This is a genomic window from Pseudomonas sp. PDM27 (assembly GCF_019219205.1).
Taxonomy (GTDB): Bacteria; Pseudomonadota; Gammaproteobacteria; order Pseudomonadales; family Pseudomonadaceae; genus Aquipseudomonas; species Aquipseudomonas laurylsulfatiphila.
The window spans coordinates 214,308-231,716 of sequence record NZ_JAHUWF010000002.1 but is presented as its reverse complement, the minus strand read 5'-3'; the positions used below and the strand labels follow the sequence as shown (position 1 = coordinate 231,716).

Sequence of the window (17,409 nt, the reverse complement as noted above, 5' to 3'; positions counted from 1 at the left end):
TCGCCACAATGAAATCTTCTGACTTCGCACCGCTGAGTCCTGCCATGACCGATGCCATCCAAGTTGAACGCGAACGCGGCCTGTTGACCCTGCGCCTGAATCGCCCGGACAAGAAAAACGCCCTGACTCGCGCCATGTACAGCCAACTGGCCGAGGCGTTGAAACAGGCCGACAGCGACCCCGGGATCAATGCCGTACTGATCAGCGGCTCTGCCGAATGCTTCACCGCCGGCAACGACATCGCCGATTTCATCCAGCAACCGCCGACCAGCCTCGACAGCCCGGTGTTCCAGTTCATGCTCAACCTGCTCGAGTGCCGCAAACCAGTGGTCGCCGCCGTGGCCGGGGCGGCGGTGGGCATCGGCACGACGATGTTGCTGCATTGCGATCTGGTCTACGTCAGCCGCGATGCGCGCCTGCGCATGCCGTTCGTCAATCTCGGGTTATGCCCTGAGTTCGGTTCCAGCCTGATCCTGCCGCGCTTGCTCGGGCAGGCTAAAGCGGCGGAGTTGTTGCTGTTGGGTGAAGGTTTCAATGGTGAACAAGCGGCGGCGTGGGGGATTGCGTCCGAGGCCTTGGGCAGTGGCGAAGAGGCGTTGGCCAAGGCGAAGGAGATGGCGATGCGCTTTGAATCGCTGCCAAAAGAGGCAGTGCGCATCAGCAAACAATTGATGAAAGCGCCGGACCGGGAAGTGTTGCGCAAGGTGATAGAAGAAGAGGGCGTGTTGTTCACCCAGCGTCTACGTTCGCCGGAAGCGATGGCGGCGTTGGCGGGGTTTCTCAGTAGGTAAATTAAAGGCAACTGCTCGGGTTGCCTTATGAAAAGACGTAATTTCAGGCCCCGTTCAGCAGCCGATTGACGATGACAGTTCTGCTATAAACACCGTCATAATCATTACCGATTACCAGTATTTTTCCGTCCGATTGTAAATTCATCCCATGAGCGAGAGCTCGATCGAAATCGGACTCGTGAATAACCCAGCCCTCATCCCCAAAAGTCGTATCACGACAGCCATTACCGAGGTATCGCGCGGTAACAAAGTGCGGGGTCTGACCAATGATGTATCTTCCTGACACAATGATCTTTTCGTCTTGAGAACCCACCCCAAAAAACATGACGTTATCGGACGCATCAAAGTTTTCGTAAATGGGCGCGCCCTGGTGAAAGCTCCGGTCAATCAGACCGCTGGCCGTATAAGCGGCTATTAAACCTTTACGTGGAGTGAAACCAAAACCTGTGGCGATGGTTCGTTTATCAGCTAGCACTGCAAGGGAAGTAAATTGAAAACTTTCTCCGTCCAACAGCTTGTAACCGGCTTCCGCAAAAGTTTTGTCAAAACTACCATCGATATTGAGTCTGGCCAGTACCGCGCTATTGCCAGCCCAGCCACATACGGTGATTTTTCCATTATGCACTACGATGTCGTTGAACGAGCTACGGACACGGAGTACTTCGGAAAGCGATGCGTAACCGGAGTTGTTAAATGAATGGTCAGGAACTCCGTCGTAGTCGAAACACATCACGACACCTACAAATCCAAAGTCCGGATCACTGCCTGTGGAAATAATGTAAATCTTGCCGTCCGTTGCATGCACTGCACGACTGGAAGCAGAGCCGCCGACCTGCAGTACGTCCGATGCTGAGTGCTGATAAGCCTCGGGTTTGAAAGGACGGGGGATCAGCCAGATTCCATCGGTGCCGAAGTTCTTGTCCAACTCTCCCTTGTCGTTCAATCGGATCAACGCCTCCGCCATTGTGGGCGCATTGACTCCCATGGTGTACCTCCCTACGGAGATGAGGAGTTTGTCCTCTCCTTCATGGGTTATGTAGAACAGTTGAATAGGTGTCGTCCCCAAGGATTCGATATCAGGAATTTTGAGTTTTATGTGAGCAGTACCGGCAATACCGAACCCGGAATCGAGTGTGCCGTCGCTTAAAACTCGCGTCAGACTAAAATGTTCAGGTAAAGGGCTTTCAGGCGCCCTGCTGGTTCCTCCGATATAGATCTTCCCATTGGGGGCTTGCGAAACCAATCGGCCGGTCGTTGTCACGTAATCGCTATAAGTCAGAAATAGCTCGCCATCGTGATTTGGTCCAAAAGCTGGGTCGAACGCACCGGGTTTGAGTGACGAACTTGTATTCATTTCTTCTATTCCTTTAGTTAAAAGCTGTTGAGTGTCAGCAAGTTGATTAAATGTCTGCAGGTTGCAGACTGGTCATCATCTTGTTTTACTAAAGTTCAACTGTATTAAGTAAGGAGTAGAAAAAGCTGTCTACTGTCAAATCTGACAGGTTTTTATATTTTTTTGCTCTATATCTCAGGTATGAAAAAGCCCCGCCATTCACATGGCGGGGCTTTTGTTTTTCAGCAACCGGTCACTCAGACCATCGGGTCGCCAACGTGCAGGATCTTCATGCCGTTGGTGCCGCCGGTGGTGTGGTAGCTGTCGCCCTTGGTCAGGATGACCCAATCGCCTTTCTGTACTACGCCGCGCTTGACCAGCTCGTCGATCGCTTTCTGGCTGACTTCGTTCGGCGCCAGCGAAGCCGGGTCGAACGGGATGGTGTACACGCCACGGAACATCGCCGCGCGAGCCTGGGCTTCGCGGTGCGGGGTGAACGCGTAGATCGGCACCGAGGAGCGGATACGCGACATGATCAGCGGGGTGTAGCCACTTTCGGTCAGGGCGATGATCGCCTTCACGCCCGGGAAGTGGTTGGCGGTGTACATGGTCGCCAGCGCAATGCTCTCGTCGCAGCGCTGGAACTCCTTGCCGATGCGGTGGCTGGAGGTCTTGCTGGTCGGGTGCTTTTCGGCACCGACACAAATACGCGCCATGGCCTGAACGGCTTCCAGCGGGTACAGGCCGGCGGCACTTTCGGCCGAGAGCATCACGGCGTCGGTGTAGTCGAGCACGGCGTTGGCCACGTCGGACACTTCGGCGCGGGTCGGCATCGGGTTCTGGATCATCGACTCCATCATCTGGGTCGCGACGATCACCGCCTTGTTGTGGCGACGTGCGTGCAGAATGATCTTCTTCTGGATGCCCACCAGTTCGGCGTCGCCGATTTCCACACCCAGGTCACCACGGGCAACCATCACCGCGTCGGACGCCTTGATCAGGCCGTCGAGGGTTTCGTCGTCGGCCACGGCTTCGGCGCGTTCGATCTTCGCCACCAGCCAGGCAGTGCCGCCGGCTTCGTCGCGCAGTTGACGGGCGTATTCCATGTCGGCGGCGTCACGCGGGAAGGACACCGCGAGGTAGTCGACTTCCATTTCCGCAGCGAGCTTGATGTCGGCCTTGTCTTTTTCAGTCAGGGCCGGAGCGGTCAGGCCGCCACCGCGACGGTTGATGCCTTTGTGGTCGGACAGCGGGCCGCCGATGGTCACGGTGCAGTTCAGTTCGGTAGCCGTGGCGGTATCGACGCGCATCACCACGCGACCGTCGTCGAGCAGCAGCTCGTCGCCCACGCCGCAGTCCTTGACCAGGTCCGGGTAGTCGATGCCGACCACTTGCTGGTTGCCTTCGGTCAGGGGATGGCTGGTGGAGAAGGTGAATTGATCACCGATCTTCAGCTCGATCTTCTTGTTGGCGAATTTGGCGATACGGATTTTCGGGCCTTGCAGGTCACCCAGCAGGGCGACGAAGCGGCCGTGCTTGGCCGCGAGGTCACGCACCAGCTTCGCGCGAGCCTTGTGCTCGTCGGGGGTGCCGTGGGAGAAGTTCAGGCGGGCGACGTCCAGGCCAGCCAGAATCAGCTGTTCGAGAACTTCCGGCGAGTTACTGGCCGGGCCAAGGGTGGCGACGATTTTGGTACGACGGACGGACATGCAAAGACTCCTGAGTTCAAGCGCTGAGTGAGGCTACTATGCTCCGAAGGTGTAGTCATTGTTCGTATGCACTACTTTTTTCTTTCTTTATTGAACCTGACAACTTTGCGCCAGGCAGCCTGAAGATTTCCGCCCACGGGTCGATACAGCGTTCAAGACAGGAGATCCCCATGCGATTCGTACTTATTGCTGCCCTTGCCGTCGGCGCCCTCAGTGCCACGGGCTGCACCCGTTGGGCAATGAACCATCACTTGAACAATGCCTACAGCGCCTATGACCGGGGCAATTGCGAGCAGGTGATGCTCGAACTGTCCAAGGTCGAACGCGACAGCCGCGCGCGGCCTTACGTGTGGCCGGAAGTGTCGATGATGCGCGGCCAGTGCCTGGAGCGGCAGAAGATGTTTATCGACGCGGCCCAGACCTACCAGTTCATTATTGCCTCCTATCCGCAAAGCGAATACGCCTACCGCGCCCGCGCCCGCCTGGAAACCTTGCAGAGCCTGGGCCACTACCCGCTGCGCAGTGCCGCGGCGGTAAAACCGACGCAGTTCTGATGGCAGGCGAGCACTCCATCGCTGGCTCCCCGGTGGTGGTGAGCTATAGTCCAAGGAACCGGTTTTAGAGCCTTGCCTCTGAACCGGGGCAACACCTGTGACCGGCATTAGCAGGACTCAGCGCCGTAAGGATTGGCGCACCGGGAACGGGGAGAGCGGGCCACTATTCAATACGCACCCGTTCCGAAGCATTAGTGCGGCTCTGCTTAAGAGCCTTGCATAGCGAAAACGCACATGTTCACCGACCGCCGAATCGAGCGGCATCAACTGCCGTATTTCTTGAAAGTGTTCAACGGTATCACCGGCAAACCCATCGGCTACCTGGGCAATGTCTCCGAAGACGGGCTGATGCTGATTAGCCACCTGCCGATGATGATCGGCGCGGACTTCAACCTGCGCCTCAAAATTCCAGCGACCGAAGGCGGCCAGCGGATCATCGACCTGCAGGCCTGTTGCCTGTGGTGCCACGAAGACGCGACCCCCCAACATTACGACGCCGGTTTCAGCCTGCAACGGGCACCGCCGGAGTATGGGCAATTGGTGAAGGCATTGAAGCAGTACTTCAGCTTTCAGTCGTTGCCGGCTTCGGCTTGAGATCACTCAGGCTCAAGCTCTTTTCCAGCCCAGATACCGCGTCACCAACGCCGCCCCCAACTCGCCGGGTAACGCATCCATCACCAGCACTCCATGAGCGTTTAAGCGATCATGGAGTTCGGCGCGTGCATTGAGGTAGTCCACGGTCCCGCAATAGGCCAGCGCCTCGGGCAAGGTCTGTACCGGTGACTGACGCAGGGTGTCGAGCACGTCCTCGCGCAGGCTCGCGACCAGCACCTGGTGCTGCTGGCTCAGGCGCTTGACCGCCGGGAGCAATTCATCGTCGTCCTCTTCGCGCAAGTTGGTCACCAGCACCACCAGTGCCCGGCGTTTTTGCCGTGCCAGCAGTTGCGTTGCGGCGGCCTGGTAGTCGGCGCTGCGTTGGCTGCTGTTCAAGTCATAGACGCGATTGAGCAGTGTGTTGAGATGACTGGTGCCCTTAACCGGGGCGAGGTAGCGCGGCTGCTCGCTGGCAAAGGTGCTCAGGCCCACCGCGTCGCCCTGACGTAGCGCGACGTAGCTGAGTAGCAAGCAGGCATTGAGTGCATGGTCGAAGTGCGACAGCTCGCCGTCCTGGCTGCGCATGTGCCGGCCGCAATCGAGCATGAAGATGATCTGCTGGTCGCGTTCGTCCTGATACTCCCGGGCAATGGGCGAGCGCTGGCGGGCGGTGGCTTTCCAGTCGATCTGACGCAGGCTGTCGCCTTCGCGAAATTCCCGTAGCTGATGAAACTCCAGACCCAGGCCTCGACGCTGGCGTTGACGTACGCCGAGCTGGCTGAGCCAGTTATCCACAGCCCGTAACTGGCCGCCATAGAGGCGGGAGAAGTCGGGATAGACGCGGGTGTTGTCCGCGACATCGAGAATGCGTTTGTCGGACCACAAACCCAATGGGCTCGGCAGGTTGATTTCGCAGTGCTCAAAGCTGAAGTGCCCGCGTTTGAGCGGACGTAGCCGGTAGTCGATTCGGCTGTGCTGGCCCGGTTGCAATTGGACAGTCAGCGGCAGGTGTTCGAAGTCCAGGCCCGACGGTACATGGTCGAAGATCTGTACGCTCAGCGGTTGTGAAAAGTCGTGCTCAAGGATCAGTTGCACATCGCTCCAGCGACCGAGGGCCAGACTGCCGGGTATCTCACGGCTCAGCCGGGGCGAGGGTCGTCGCTTCAGCCGGAAAGCATCGAGCAGGGCCAGGACCAGCAATGCCAGGAGCAGTCCCCAATTGATCTGCGTGACGCTCGCCGGCATCGCCAGCTCCAGTGCCTGCAGACTGCCGAGCACGATGCCGATGGCCAGTAGCGAGGTTAACCAGATCAATAACAGGCGCGAGGGTTTCATGATTGGGCACCTGAAAGATCGCAGCCTGCGGCAGCGCCTACATCGATCGTGTACGCCTGCTGGAGCTGCCGAAGGCTGCGATCTTTACGTTTCAGCGCGGGTTTCACTGCCGCGGCGCCGGCACTTGGTCGAGCATCTGCCGGAGCACCTGATCGACATCCAGCCCTTCGATGTCCAGTTCCGGCGCGATGCGCACACGATGACGCAACACAGCCAGGGCGCAACCCTTGATGTCATCCGGAATCACGAACTCCCCGCCGCGCAGCAGCGCACGGGCCCGGGCACACCGCACCAGCGCGATGGACGCGCGCGGGCCGGCACCGAGGATCAGGCCGGGCCAGCTGCGGGTGGAGCGGGCCAGGCGCACGGCGTAATCGAGCACCTGATCGTCCAGCGCCAGGTCGCTGGCGATGCGTTGCAGGGCCAGCACATCCCGGGCCTGCAACAAGGTGCGCATCGGCTGGACATCGAGCATGTCGGCCCGGGTCGAGCGGCTGACCTGACGGACCATGTCCAGCTCTTGCTCGGCGTCCGGGTAATCCATGCGCACCTTGAGCATGAAGCGATCCAGTTCGGCTTCCGGCAGCGGGTAGGTGCCTTCCTGTTCGATCGGGTTCTGCGTGGCGAGCACCATGAAGGGTTGCGCGATCGGCAATGGCTGGCCTTCGAGGGTGACTTGCCGTTCCTGCATGGCCTCGAGCAGCGCCGCCTGGGTTTTCGCCGGGGCGCGGTTGATCTCGTCGGCCAGTAGCAGGTTGGTGAATAGCGGCCCCTTGCGCAGTTTGAATTGCTCGGTCTGCATGTCATACACCGCGTGCCCGGTGACATCGCTGGGCATCAGGTCCGGGGTGAACTGGATGCGCGCGAACTCACCGCCGAAGCAACGGGCGAGGGCTCGTACCAACAGGGTCTTGCCCAGCCCCGGCACGCCTTCGAGCAATACATGGCCGCCAGCGATCAGCGCGGTCAGCACGTCGTCAATCACGCTGTCCTGGCCAATTACGGCTTTTTGCAATTCTTTGCGTACGGCCTGGGCCAGATGGCCGGCACGCTGACGCTGCTGAGCGGCATGGCTCGCAGCATCGGGCTCGATCGGTTCATTCATTGGTTCCGGAGCCTTACAAACTGTTGCATTGGTTTTATCTTCCATAAATCAGTCACTTACCTTGTTCACGTATTTTTTTACGCGTGGAACGAGTGAGTGACTGCCAATCTGCCTCATTGCAATCCCATGGCAACCCCACATTTGAGCATTCGTCAGAGGTGGAGGTTAGTCCAAGACGGTCAGAGGGCACGCGATCTCATTTGAATGACCCGCCGTTCGGCCTGTAGTGCAACTGCCGACATTACCGCCTCGATCGAAGGTCAGCTTCTGGCCCGAAAGCTGCCGATCATCAAGGGCTGCTACCGAACTGGAGCAGTCGGCGAACAGAATAATTGCAAATTAGTGGCTATGCTTTGTCTGTTGTCGAAACTGATCAGACAGTCCGGCAGGCTGCGCGGAAATGACCCGCAACGCGCCCTATGTCACCCGATTATTCTGCGTGAAGCATCCAGTTCTGGGGCGCAAATCCGCAACAACACTCGGGAAGACATGGAGTAAACCCCGCACTTGCAGGCGCAGGGTGGTTTCCGAATACCGCTTCTATTGGTCAGTTTAGAAGGATTATGTTTGGAGATTGTGGAAATGGATTCTTTCAGGAATAAAAGCACCGCAAAGCAAGCCATACCCACCAGCTCAAATAAGCCGCGCTCGACCAAATGGCACCGCATGTACTTTTTTCTTGCGGGATTCGACGTGCTGGTTGTCGTGCTAAGCGTGCTATTGAATCACCTGATCGTCGATACCTATCACCGCTCCATCAAGGCAAACCAGTCGTGGGTGCAACAGCTGTCGAGCTATTCAACGCTGGGCAGCCTGGCTTCCACAGTCAATGCGCCGGGCAATAATGTGTTCGATACACATAATGTTGAAGCCGAATCGCGGAACATGAATGAAGCCTTGCGCGCCTTCAACGAGCATTTGGCAATGGCCAAAAAACAGTTGGAAGTACGGATCGCCCATGAGGCTGAACACAGTGCAGATATCCAAGCCTTTACCCTTGCATTGAAGGATGAGGTGGGTGCAGTTGATGCCGCGATGGTCGAAATGGTGAACGAGGCCTTGCTGATCTTTTCCTACTTCAGGGAGGGGCAGTCGGATAATGCCGGTAAACGCATGGCAACGATGGACAGGAAGTTTTCCCTGTTGCTCGCCTCACTCAGTACCGTGCGGGATCGCGTTGGCCTGATTCAAAGCAAGCTCCTGGAGGAGGAGCTTGAGTCGGTCGAAGAACTGCGCCGGGTCGAATACGCGATCATGGTGTTCGTGCTGTTGATGGTCAGTGCGGCCATGATCTACGGGGGCAAGATCAGGCGCGAAATGGAGTCGCAAGCAGCTGAAAGGGAAGGTTATCTGGCCGTGCTGCGCGAACGCGAGAAGCAGGCCCGCCAGCAAGCATCGCTGCTGGACAAGGCCCAGGACGCCATTGTCGTTCACGGGATGGATAACCGCATCCTGTACTGGAACAAAAGTGCCGAGCGTCTCTACGGCCTGTCAAAGGAAGAGGCACTCGGCAAATCGGCACAGGAGTTGATCTACCAGGGTAGCGCCGCTTTCAATGTGGCCACTAACAGCCTGATAGAAACGGGTGACTGGGCGGACGAAGTGACACTTCGACGCCGGGATGGCTGCACCATCACGCTCGAAAGTCATCGAACCCTGGTGCGAGACGATGATGGTCAGCCGCAATCCATTCTGTCGATCAATACTGACATCACTCACCGTAAGACCGCTGAGCAAGAGGTCCAGCGTTTGGCCTTCTACGATCAGTTGACCGGGCTGGCCAACAGGCGGCTCATGTTGGACCGGTTACAGCATCTGCTGGCGGGCAGCTCCCGTAGCCTGCATACGTACGCGATAATTCTGATTGACCTGGATAACTTCAAGGCATTGAACGACACGCTGGGGCATGACAGAGGCGACATGTTGCTGCAGCAAGTGGCTCTGCGCCTTTGCGGCTGCATACGCGAGAGCGACACCGTGGCTCGCCTGGGCGGAGACGAATTCGTCGTCCTGCTGGATGGCCTTAATGAGAATCCTCGAGAAGCAGCTATCCAGGCCAAGGCTATTGGCGAGAAGATTCTCAACTCCCTGAACATTTCCTACCAGTTGGATGGATATGAGCACCACAGCACCCCCAGCCTCGGCATTGCGCTGTTCCAGGGGCAGCTGAGCACAGTGGACGATATTATGAAGCGCGCTGACCTGGCGATGTATCGCGCCAAGGCGGCGGGCCGCAATACCATGCGCTTCTTCGATCCGGAAATGCAGGCGGTTGCCACGGCACGCGCCAGGCTGGAAGTAGACTTGCGCCAAGGCTTGCAGGACAACGAATTCCTTCTTCATTACCAGCCGCAAGTGAATAGTGAGGGCCGTATCATTGGCGCAGAGGCACTGATGAGATGGCAGAATCCTGAGCGCGGAGTCGTGTTTCCAGGCGAGTTCATTCCATTGGCAGAGGAAACGGGGTTGATTCTGCCGTTAGGCCGTTGGGCGCTGCAGGCTGCCTGCACTCAGCTGGTTGCCTGGGCAAAGCATTCGGAAACCGCCCGACTGGGTATGGCTGTGAATGTCAGCGCCCGTCAGTTTCACCATCCGGACTTCGTCGAGGAGGTACTGCAAGTACTGAGACTCACGGGGGCCGATCCGAAGAAATTGAAACTGGAGCTGACCGAAGGCCTGCTGATCGAGGATATGGAAGGTACAGTCGCCAAAATGATCGAGTTGAAAGAGATCGGCATAGGCCTTTCGCTGGATGATTTCGGAACCGGCTACTCGTCACTGTCATACCTGAAGAGCCTTCCGCTGGATCAACTCAAGATCGACCAGTCCTTCATCAGAGATGTGCTGGTTGATTCCAACGACGCCGCCATCGCCTGCGCGATTGTGAGCCTGAGCCAGATATTGGGGCTTTCGGTGATTGCAGAAGGTGTGGAGACAGAAGCTCAGCGCACCTTTCTGGTCAAGCATGGCTGCCAGACCTACCAGGGATTCCTGTTTTCCCCGCCACTGCCAGCCGAACAATTTGAGGCGTATGTTCACGAAAGAGTAATGGCGAGCACTGATTTCCCACGGACCAAGACTGAATCGCCATAACTTCGTAAGCCCGTCAGGGGCTGTCTTCCAAGACAATGGGAATCCAACGCTTGCAAGGTGTCAGCTCATAAGGCGTTCCTCAGGGATTGCAGGTGGGCGACCTGACGGCTGAATTCAACGCTGGAAAGCCGTTGGTTCGGACGCGGGCTCATGGCCTGGCTGATAGCGCGTGTCGGTTGGCCGGTCAGGCGTGCGAGCACCAACCATTGTTCGGCGACGGGGAGTTGTTCAAAGCCGGGGTGGCGACGCCGTACACGCCGCAGGATGTCTTGCTGCAAGGCTTGCAGCAGGCCGGCTTGACCGTTGCGGCGCAACAGAAAGTCGGCACTGGCGCGCAGATGCTCCTGCAGTTGCCGGCGTGCTTTCGGTGCCGGCTCCAGCAACGGCCCCTGACGCACGCCAAAGTGCCAGAAACCCAGGACGATCAAGGCGAACAACGCGACCAGCGCCTGGGGGAAGTCACGCAGCAGCAAGGTCGGCAGGCTGTCGTGATCGGTGTTGAAGATCAGCGTCACGCGGGTGTCGGCGGTCAGGTACCAGAGCAGCCAGGCGTTGTCGTACTGTTCGATGGCTGGAGTTTTCCACAGGTCGGCATCGGTGACCACGATGATCGAGCCGAGTCCGTAATCGAGTTGCATCATGTGCGTCGCCCTGGCGCTGTTGGCCCAGGCCTGGGCGAGGTTTTTCGGGTCCTCGAGATGGAAGGCGGTATCGAAACCGGCATAGGCCGGGGCGTCTTCGTCTTCCAGATAGAGCTTGGTCAGTTGTGGGTAAGGATCGTCACTGATATCCGCTGGCGGCTCCTTGAGGTCTTTGCTCAAGGACTGGCGCAGTTGTACCCGGTCAAGCAGCAGGTCATTGCTGTGGCCGAGTTTTTCATCCCACAACGACTCGGCGACGAACAGCAGCCGCCCACCGGCCCGGGTCCAGTTCATCACCTGGTCGATCTGCCGTGGCGTCATGTTGTAGCGGTCCCCGAGCAACAACAGGCTGTGTCGATGCGGATCGAGGCTGGGCAGGATATCCAGGCCGTTGGCGTGATCGACGCTCAGGCCGTGCTGACGCAGGAACAGCTGCGCCGCCAGATAAGGGTTGGCCCTGGCTTCGGGAGAAGGGCCGTGGTCGATTTCGACCTGATAAGGGGTTGCCTTGAGGTACAGATAAACACCCAGCGCCGCCGCCAGCACAGCGAGCAGCGCAATGGCGACCGTCCCCCGGCGCCGACTCAATGGAGCGCTTCCGGGTCGAACAACACGCGCCAGCCGTCACACAGTTCCTGTCGCACCTGTTCGGGGGGCAGGCGGTGACCATAGGCCATGCCTTGCCAGTGCCTGGTCAGGTTTTTGCTGTAGGCCAGCAAGGCCGGTTGCTCTAATCGCTTGATGCGCTGCAGCACCTGCCCTTCAGTGTCGGCGGCCTCGAGCGCGATGTTGAAGTCGTGCGACAGGCGGCTGAGCAGGGCGCGATAGAGCAAGCCGAGGGCTTCGCGCGGATGGCTCTGCCAGAGGCTTTCGGCGCAGGTGGCAATGTCGGTGGGCAGGGACTCGGGCTTGAGGTCCAGGCCAAACGCCTGCTGCGGCAAGGGGCGCACGGCTTGGGCGCCGAGGGGCGGTCGCCGGCTGACGAACGCCTGCACCCAGTCGCGATAGCGCCAGATCAACAGGCCCACAGCACCGATGGCGATGCCCCACAGCGCGATTTCAATCAGGTTCGCCAAGGCTCTGAAGTGCTGTCCCTCAAACAGCTGCAACAGGGACTTCAACCATTGCGGTGTCTGCCCGTCGCCCGGCGCTTCAGCGCCCGGCGGGTCTTCGCTGAAGCGATAGCGTGTCACCGCTTCCCGGTTCTTGAAGGGCGGCTGTTCGAGGATCGTCTTGATGCTGTCCCTGGCGACCTGGGTGTTCAGGGGCTGGTCCAGCAGGCGTGGGCTGTCGGGTGAAATGGCCGGTTCGGCGGCCCACAGGCTGTGTGTGGGTGACATCAGCAACATCACGGCGATCAACAGCACGCTGCTTGCACTGATCAGACGCTGGCGCATCCGGCGGAACACCAGTTCGATATCCCAAGCCTCGAGCACGGTGCGCCGGTTCAAATAAAGGCTGAAACCGCAGGCGACATAGATCGGTTCCCAGACCACCAGCACCAGTGCATAAAACAGGTTGGTCAGGTGTTCCAGCCAGCGCCAGTCCTGGGTGGCCGCAGAGATCAGCGACTGCCAGCTCCAGTCGAGCGCGACCTGTTGTGGCAGCAGCAGATAGAACAGCACCATCAAGCCGATCCATAGCGCGCCTTCCAGGTGCGCGCCGATGATCGTCAGCCAGCGTGCGGCGCCGGCGTCCCGCTGTAGCAGCACCTCTAAACGCTGCTGGCGCTGTTCTCCGTCGAGGCCTTCGAGCTGCGCCACCGGCATCACGAAACTGCGCTGCAGACTCAGGCGTCGCCAGGTCAGGCTGGCCAGCAATTGCCCTTTGAGCAGCCGCGGCCATTGCCGCAGGGCCTGCTTGAGCGTGGGTGTTTCGCCGAACATGGCTTTGGACAGGATGTACAAGGGCAAGCGGTCGAATGCCGGTTTCAGCCACCAGAAAATCAACACGGCGAGAGACGGCGAGTCCCAGAGCCCCCAACTGAGCAACGCGAACACCGGCAAGGTGAGCAAAGCCCAACTGCTCATCAGCAGGCGTCGGTGGCGCTGGCTCAGGAGCACGCCGAGGTCCATGGCTTCCCAGGTCGAGCGCGGGCGAATGACCACGCTGGCGTCATTCAGGCGCATGGCGGCGACGTCCGGCGCATACGAGATAAACCACGACCAGCAACCAGAGCGCCGCGCCGACCAGGTACTTGGTCTGGGGCGACGGGCGAGTCATCGATGACCAGTAGGCTTCGATAAACGCCGCGATCAACAGAAACAGCATGACCCCGCAGATCAGCAGCACGCTCTTGCGCGCCGCCAATCGCAAGGACTCGGCACGGGGCAGGCGCCCCGGGGCGACCAACGCCCAGCCCAGCTTCAGACCGGCGGCGCCTGCCAGGGCGATGGCGCTGAGTTCGAAAGCGCCATGGCCGATCACGAATGAACAGAAGGTCTGCCCGTAGCCGACGTAGGTCAGGTGCCCGGCCACCGCACCGATCATCAGGCCGTTGTAGATCAGGAAGAACACGCTGCCCAGGCCGAACAGCAAGCCGCTGGCGAAGGTCTGAAAGGCAATGCCGATGTTGTGCATGATGTAGTAGCCGAACATCACCCAGTCTTCACTGGCGGCCCGTTCCGCCGTGCGCCCGAGGTGACCGGCAACGGGGTCGTACATGCTTTGCATTTCGCTGACCTGTTCGGCGGGGATCAGGTTGTAGATCAGGTCCGGGAACAGGTACACCAGCAGCGCGAAACCGGCCAGGCTGACAAAGAACATCAGGCTGGCGGCGAGCACGAAACGCCACTGTTCGCGTACCAGGCGCGGGAAATCCGCGAGGATGAAAGCCAGCGCATTGGCCCCCAGGCGACTGCGGTGACGGTAAAGCTGTTGATGCCCGCGCAGCACCTGTTGCTGCAACGAGTCGATCAGAAAACTGCTGTAGCCACGCTCCCGTGCCAGTGCCAGGTGTTGGCACAGGCGTCGGTAATCCTTCGGGAAACTGCCAGCGTCGGTGACCTTGCCGTCCCGTTCCAATTGCTCGAGCAGCCCAGAGAAACGTTCCCACTCGGCCTTGTGCCGACGTTCGAAAAGGCTTTGCTTCATGTCGGCCCCAACAAGCCGCGGGCGATGCCGTTGAGCTCGGTCACCGCCTGCGCGGCCGGGACCTGCAAGGGTTGGGCGAGAATGGCGGCCAGTTCATCGGCCCGTGCCCGGGAGAGTTCGCCCTGGCGTTCGGCAAACCCGAGGATGGCCCGTTGCTCGCTGAGCGTCAGGGCAAATGCCGTGCGGCGGGGCTGGGCTTCGGGGAGTTCGGGGCGGGTGTGCGAGTGTTCGCGGTAGATCACCAGGGTCCCGGCGGCGATATCGCCAAGGCGCTTGAAGTGGGGGTGTTGCAGGCAGCTGATGGCCCCGAGGAAGTAACCGAAGGGCAACAGGTCGACAACGCGCAGCAGGTTGCGCAGCAGCGAAGCGGACCAGCCGACCGGGGTCCCGTCGTCGTGCACCACCCGCAGTCCCATCCATTGCTTGCCCGGCGAGCGTCCCTGGTTGAGCACCTCGAACAGCACCATATACCACCAGCTCACCCCGAACAGCAGGATCGACCCGAGCCCGGCGCCCAATTTGCCGAGCATCGCCAGCGCAATGAACAGCACACCGAGGACCAGGCCGCGCAATCCAAGATCGATGGCGAACGCCAACGCACGAACCATCAACCCGGCCGGGCGCAGTGGCAGGTCGACGCCCTCCGGCGTTTCGACCTGGTATCGCGTGTCCAGTGGCGGTGACAGCGGCGCATTCCCTGGCAGTGCTGTGGTCTCGAGCATGGGCAACCTGATGATGTGGCCTGGATCGGGATTCTCTGTCTATCCGATGCTAGCAGCCTATTCGAGGGGCGGGGGCGCAGGGAAGCGACATAACTATGTATTGCATGGTGAGCCGGGCAAGCTGCTTGAATGACAAGACTACTGGCCCTGGCGGGAGGTGAACGCCTAGACTTTGCCGATCTTCAGTTCAGGAATCGCCCGTGACCTCCATCTTCTGGTACGACTACGAAACCACTGGCATCAATCCCCGTTGCGACCGTCCGTTGCAAATGGCCGGCCTGCGCACCGACTTCGATCTCAATGAAATCGACGAGCCGGTCAATCTGTATTGCCAGCCCAGCGACGACATCCTGCCGCACCCGGCCGCGTGTGCGATCACGGGAATCACGCCCGGGCAACTGCAGGCGCAGGGCTTGAGCGAAGCCGATTTCATGACCCGGGTGCATGCCCAGCTCGCGGCACCGGGCACCTGTGGCGCGGGGTACAACACGCTGCGTTTCGATGACGAGATGACCCGCTACAGCCTGTACCGAAACTTTTTCGACCCTTATGCGCGGGAATGGCAGGGCGGCAACAGCCGCTGGGACCTGATCGATGTGGTGCGTGCCGCTTATGCCTTGCGCCCCGATGGCCTGCAATGGCCGACGGACGACGAAGGGCGGGTCACGCTCAAGCTCGAGCGCCTGACCGCTGCCAATGGCATCGATCATGGCAATGCCCACGAGGCGCTGTCGGACGTTCGCGCGACGATTGCCCTGGCGCGCCTCATTCGGGAAAAACAACCCAAGCTCTACGCCTGGCTGTTTCAACTGCGCAGCAAGCAGAAAGTCATGGACCAGATACGCCTGCTGCAACCGCTGGTGCATGTTTCCGGGCGCTTTTCGGCGGCGCGCAGCTATGTGGGGGTGGTGTTGCCGCTGGCCTGGCACCCACGCAACAAGAACGCCCTGATCGTCTGTGACCTGCACCTCGACCCCCAGGGCCTGCTCGACCTGGATGCCGAAAGTTTGCGTCAGCGCTTGTATACCCGTCACGACCAACTGGCCGAGGGGGAATTGCCGGTACCGTTGAAGTTGATTCACATCAACAAGTGCCCGGTGGTGGCCCCGTTGTCGGTACTTCGCCAGGAGGATCAGCAGCGCCTGGGTCTGGACATGGCGCTGTATCAGCAGCGAGTGCTGCGGCTAAATGACGCGCGGAAAGTTTGGCTGGATAAAGTCCTGGGGATTTATGCCCGCGAAGACTTTTCCCAGAGCCAGGATCCGGAGCAACAGTTATACGATGGATTCATCGGTGATCGGGACCGGCGTTTGTGCGAACAAGTCAGAACCGTCGACCCGATGCAGTTGGCACAAGAGCAGTGGCCTTTCGATGACGAACGCTTGCCTGAATTATTGTTTCGATATCGCGCACGCAACTTTCCCGATACGTTGAATGCCGAGGAGCAAGAGCGCTGGCGAATATTCTGTCAGAAACGTTTGTCAGACCCCGGATGGGGGGCGCCAAATACCCTCGAAAGTTTTGTAGAGGCCGCGGCCCAATTGAGCGTTAGTGCCACTCCATTTCAGCAGGGGGTGCTCGGTGAGTGGCAGGATTATGTCCAGGGACTGCGTCAGCGTATGCACCTTTGAAATCGAACCTGGCGGTGCTTAAACCCCGCGCATAAAAAAACGCCAGCATTTGCTGGCGTTCTTTTTTTGTCACGGATCCATCTGCGACAAGCTCTGAGGCTTAGCCCAGCAGGGTAGCCCAGCCTTCTACCACGTCGCCGCCCCACTTGGCTTTCCACTCTTTCAGAGTCTTGTGGTTGCCACCTTTGGTTTCGATGACTTCGCCGTTGTGCGGGTTTTTGTATTGTTTAACTTTGCGAGCACGCTTGGTGCCGGTAGTTTTCACTGCACCGCCGCGTGGTGCCTTGGTTTTCGACTCTGGATCCAGCAGCGCGATGATGTCACGCAGGGACTTGGAGTATTCACCCATCAAGGTGCGCAGTTTGCCTTCGAATTCCAGCTCGGTTTGCAGTTTGTCGTCTTGGGACAGGTTCTTCAAACGGGCTTGCAGCTCTTTGATAGCTTCTTCGGTGGCGCGATATTCGTTGATCAAGGACATGGGAACTACCTTATGTTGTACGCTGGATGGCAGGTGACAGTGCGGCAATAATAGTCACGGTGTTTCATCAAGTAAACATATAAGCCAACTTTATTTGATTTAGTTGCCTTGTCTTGGGCGAACATTGGTAATGCCGTTATTAATGTGATCCAGGTCCGTCAGATATACATAATTTAACAATTGCCCGGCAGCGCTAGAGCATCCGGACGAACCGGCACGGGTGTTGGCCGTCCAGCCGCATCGACCTTCCGGCAGGGCGAAACGTCAACAATACTGCAGTTTTGCTGCGCAATCGCTAGAATGGCGGCCTTTGCGAAGTTCTGGAGTTTC

At 59.1% G+C, this 17,409-nt stretch carries 15 protein-coding genes; 6 read left to right on the top strand and 9 right to left on the bottom strand.

From position 1 onward, the window contains the following. The first annotated feature begins 44 nt into the window (after nt 1-44). Nucleotides 45-791, top strand: a complete 747-nt coding sequence (locus tag KW838_RS06435; RefSeq protein ID WP_218500720.1) for an enoyl-CoA hydratase-related protein — start codon at nt 45-47, stop codon at nt 789-791. 43 nt (nt 792-834) lie between these two features. Here the strand turns inward: KW838_RS06435 and KW838_RS06430 are convergent, their stop codons facing one another. Next, nucleotides 835-2,145: a hypothetical protein gene (locus KW838_RS06430; RefSeq protein ID WP_218500719.1), complete on the bottom strand. Its 1,311-nt coding sequence runs from the start codon at nt 2,143-2,145 to the stop codon at nt 835-837. Nucleotides 2,146-2,381: 236 nt separating this feature from the next. Beyond that, entirely contained in the window at nt 2,382-3,833 is a 1,452-nt protein-coding gene (gene pyk / locus KW838_RS06425) for a pyruvate kinase (RefSeq protein WP_007978464.1), read from the bottom strand. A 170-nt stretch (nt 3,834-4,003) separates the two neighbouring features. On the opposite strand from pyk, the gene KW838_RS06420 reads away from it, so the two are divergent. Next, nucleotides 4,004-4,387 carry a tol-pal system YbgF family protein gene (locus KW838_RS06420; protein WP_102698401.1) on the top strand — a complete coding sequence of 128 codons (384 nt, stop codon included), beginning with the start codon at nt 4,004-4,006 and terminating at the stop codon, nt 4,385-4,387. Between the two features lie 234 nt (nt 4,388-4,621). After that, nucleotides 4,622-4,981, top strand: a complete 360-nt coding sequence (locus tag KW838_RS06415) for a PilZ domain-containing protein (protein ID WP_102698400.1) — start codon at nt 4,622-4,624, stop codon at nt 4,979-4,981. Between the two features lie 12 nt (nt 4,982-4,993). Here KW838_RS06415 and KW838_RS06410 read toward each other — a convergent pair whose 3' ends face one another. Both KW838_RS06410 and KW838_RS06405 read right to left on the bottom strand, forming a co-directional pair. Further along, the gene (locus tag KW838_RS06410) at nt 4,994-6,316 is read right to left on the bottom strand and encodes a DUF58 domain-containing protein (RefSeq protein WP_218500718.1); all 1,323 of its coding nucleotides are present in this window, start codon (nt 6,314-6,316) and stop codon (nt 4,994-4,996) included. Nucleotides 6,317-6,419: 103 nt separating this feature from the next. After that, nucleotides 6,420-7,421 (bottom strand): MoxR family ATPase, encoded by a 1,002-nt coding sequence (locus KW838_RS06405; RefSeq protein WP_218500717.1) that lies wholly within the window; start codon nt 7,419-7,421, stop codon nt 6,420-6,422. A 204-nt stretch (nt 7,422-7,625) separates the two neighbouring features. On the opposite strand from KW838_RS06405, the gene KW838_RS06400 reads away from it, so the two are divergent. Both KW838_RS06400 and KW838_RS06395 read left to right on the top strand, forming a co-directional pair. Beyond that, nucleotides 7,626-7,919, top strand: a complete 294-nt coding sequence (locus tag KW838_RS06400) for a hypothetical protein (protein WP_218500716.1) — start codon at nt 7,626-7,628, stop codon at nt 7,917-7,919. An 84-nt stretch (nt 7,920-8,003) separates the two neighbouring features. Further along, nucleotides 8,004-10,514, top strand: a complete 2,511-nt coding sequence (locus tag KW838_RS06395) for a bifunctional diguanylate cyclase/phosphodiesterase (RefSeq protein ID WP_218500836.1) — start codon at nt 8,004-8,006, stop codon at nt 10,512-10,514. 65 nt (nt 10,515-10,579) lie between these two features. Here the strand turns inward: KW838_RS06395 and KW838_RS06390 are convergent, their stop codons facing one another. Genes KW838_RS06390 through KW838_RS06375 form a run of 4 tightly spaced genes read right to left on the bottom strand, consistent with a single transcriptional unit; the run spans nt 10,580 to nt 14,970 of the window. Then, nucleotides 10,580-11,743, bottom strand: coding sequence for a DUF4350 domain-containing protein (locus KW838_RS06390; protein ID WP_218500715.1), 1,164 nt, complete (start codon nt 11,741-11,743; stop codon nt 10,580-10,582). Then, nucleotides 11,740-13,284 (bottom strand): DUF4129 domain-containing protein, encoded by a 1,545-nt coding sequence (locus KW838_RS06385; protein ID WP_218500714.1) that lies wholly within the window; start codon nt 13,282-13,284, stop codon nt 11,740-11,742. Before KW838_RS06385 ends, KW838_RS06390 begins: the two co-directional genes overlap by 4 nt. Then, nucleotides 13,271-14,248, bottom strand: coding sequence for a stage II sporulation protein M (locus KW838_RS06380; protein ID WP_218500713.1), 978 nt, complete (start codon nt 14,246-14,248; stop codon nt 13,271-13,273). Before KW838_RS06380 ends, KW838_RS06385 begins: the two co-directional genes overlap by 14 nt. Continuing rightward, the gene (locus KW838_RS06375) at nt 14,245-14,970 is read right to left on the bottom strand and encodes an RDD family protein (RefSeq protein WP_102698394.1); all 726 of its coding nucleotides are present in this window, start codon (nt 14,968-14,970) and stop codon (nt 14,245-14,247) included. Before KW838_RS06375 ends, KW838_RS06380 begins: the two co-directional genes overlap by 4 nt. 200 nt (nt 14,971-15,170) lie before the next feature. Between KW838_RS06375 and sbcB the strand changes: the two genes are divergently transcribed. Continuing rightward, nucleotides 15,171-16,601 (top strand): exodeoxyribonuclease I, encoded by a 1,431-nt coding sequence (gene sbcB / locus KW838_RS06370; protein WP_218500712.1) that lies wholly within the window; start codon nt 15,171-15,173, stop codon nt 16,599-16,601. A 100-nt stretch (nt 16,602-16,701) separates the two neighbouring features. Here the strand turns inward: sbcB and mvaT are convergent, their stop codons facing one another. Then, nucleotides 16,702-17,079: a histone-like nucleoid-structuring protein MvaT gene (gene mvaT / locus KW838_RS06365; protein ID WP_007933316.1), complete on the bottom strand. Its 378-nt coding sequence runs from the start codon at nt 17,077-17,079 to the stop codon at nt 16,702-16,704. Nucleotides 17,080-17,409: the final 330 nt, after the last annotated feature.

Coding starts and splice junctions, on each gene's coding strand:
- KW838_RS06420 (WP_102698401.1), top strand. CDS start 4,004: ATGCGATTCGTACTTATTGCTGCCCTTGCCGTCGGCGCCCTCAGTGCC.
- KW838_RS06435 (WP_218500720.1), top strand. CDS start 45: ATGACCGATGCCATCCAAGTTGAACGCGAACGCGGCCTGTTGACCCTG.
- KW838_RS06375 (WP_102698394.1), bottom strand. CDS start 14,970: ATGCTCGAGACCACAGCACTGCCAGGGAATGCGCCGCTGTCACCGCCA.
- mvaT (WP_007933316.1), bottom strand. CDS start 17,079: ATGTCCTTGATCAACGAATATCGCGCCACCGAAGAAGCTATCAAAGAG.
- KW838_RS06385 (WP_218500714.1), bottom strand. CDS start 13,284: ATGCGCCTGAATGACGCCAGCGTGGTCATTCGCCCGCGCTCGACCTGG.
- pyk (WP_007978464.1), bottom strand. CDS start 3,833: ATGTCCGTCCGTCGTACCAAAATCGTCGCCACCCTTGGCCCGGCCAGT.
- KW838_RS06400 (WP_218500716.1), top strand. CDS start 7,626: ATGACCCGCCGTTCGGCCTGTAGTGCAACTGCCGACATTACCGCCTCG.
- KW838_RS06415 (WP_102698400.1), top strand. CDS start 4,622: ATGTTCACCGACCGCCGAATCGAGCGGCATCAACTGCCGTATTTCTTG.
- KW838_RS06410 (WP_218500718.1), bottom strand. CDS start 6,316: ATGAAACCCTCGCGCCTGTTATTGATCTGGTTAACCTCGCTACTGGCC.
- KW838_RS06380 (WP_218500713.1), bottom strand. CDS start 14,248: ATGAAGCAAAGCCTTTTCGAACGTCGGCACAAGGCCGAGTGGGAACGT.
- KW838_RS06405 (WP_218500717.1), bottom strand. CDS start 7,421: ATGAATGAACCGATCGAGCCCGATGCTGCGAGCCATGCCGCTCAGCAG.
- KW838_RS06430 (WP_218500719.1), bottom strand. CDS start 2,145: ATGAATACAAGTTCGTCACTCAAACCCGGTGCGTTCGACCCAGCTTTT.
- KW838_RS06395 (WP_218500836.1), top strand. CDS start 8,004: ATGGATTCTTTCAGGAATAAAAGCACCGCAAAGCAAGCCATACCCACC.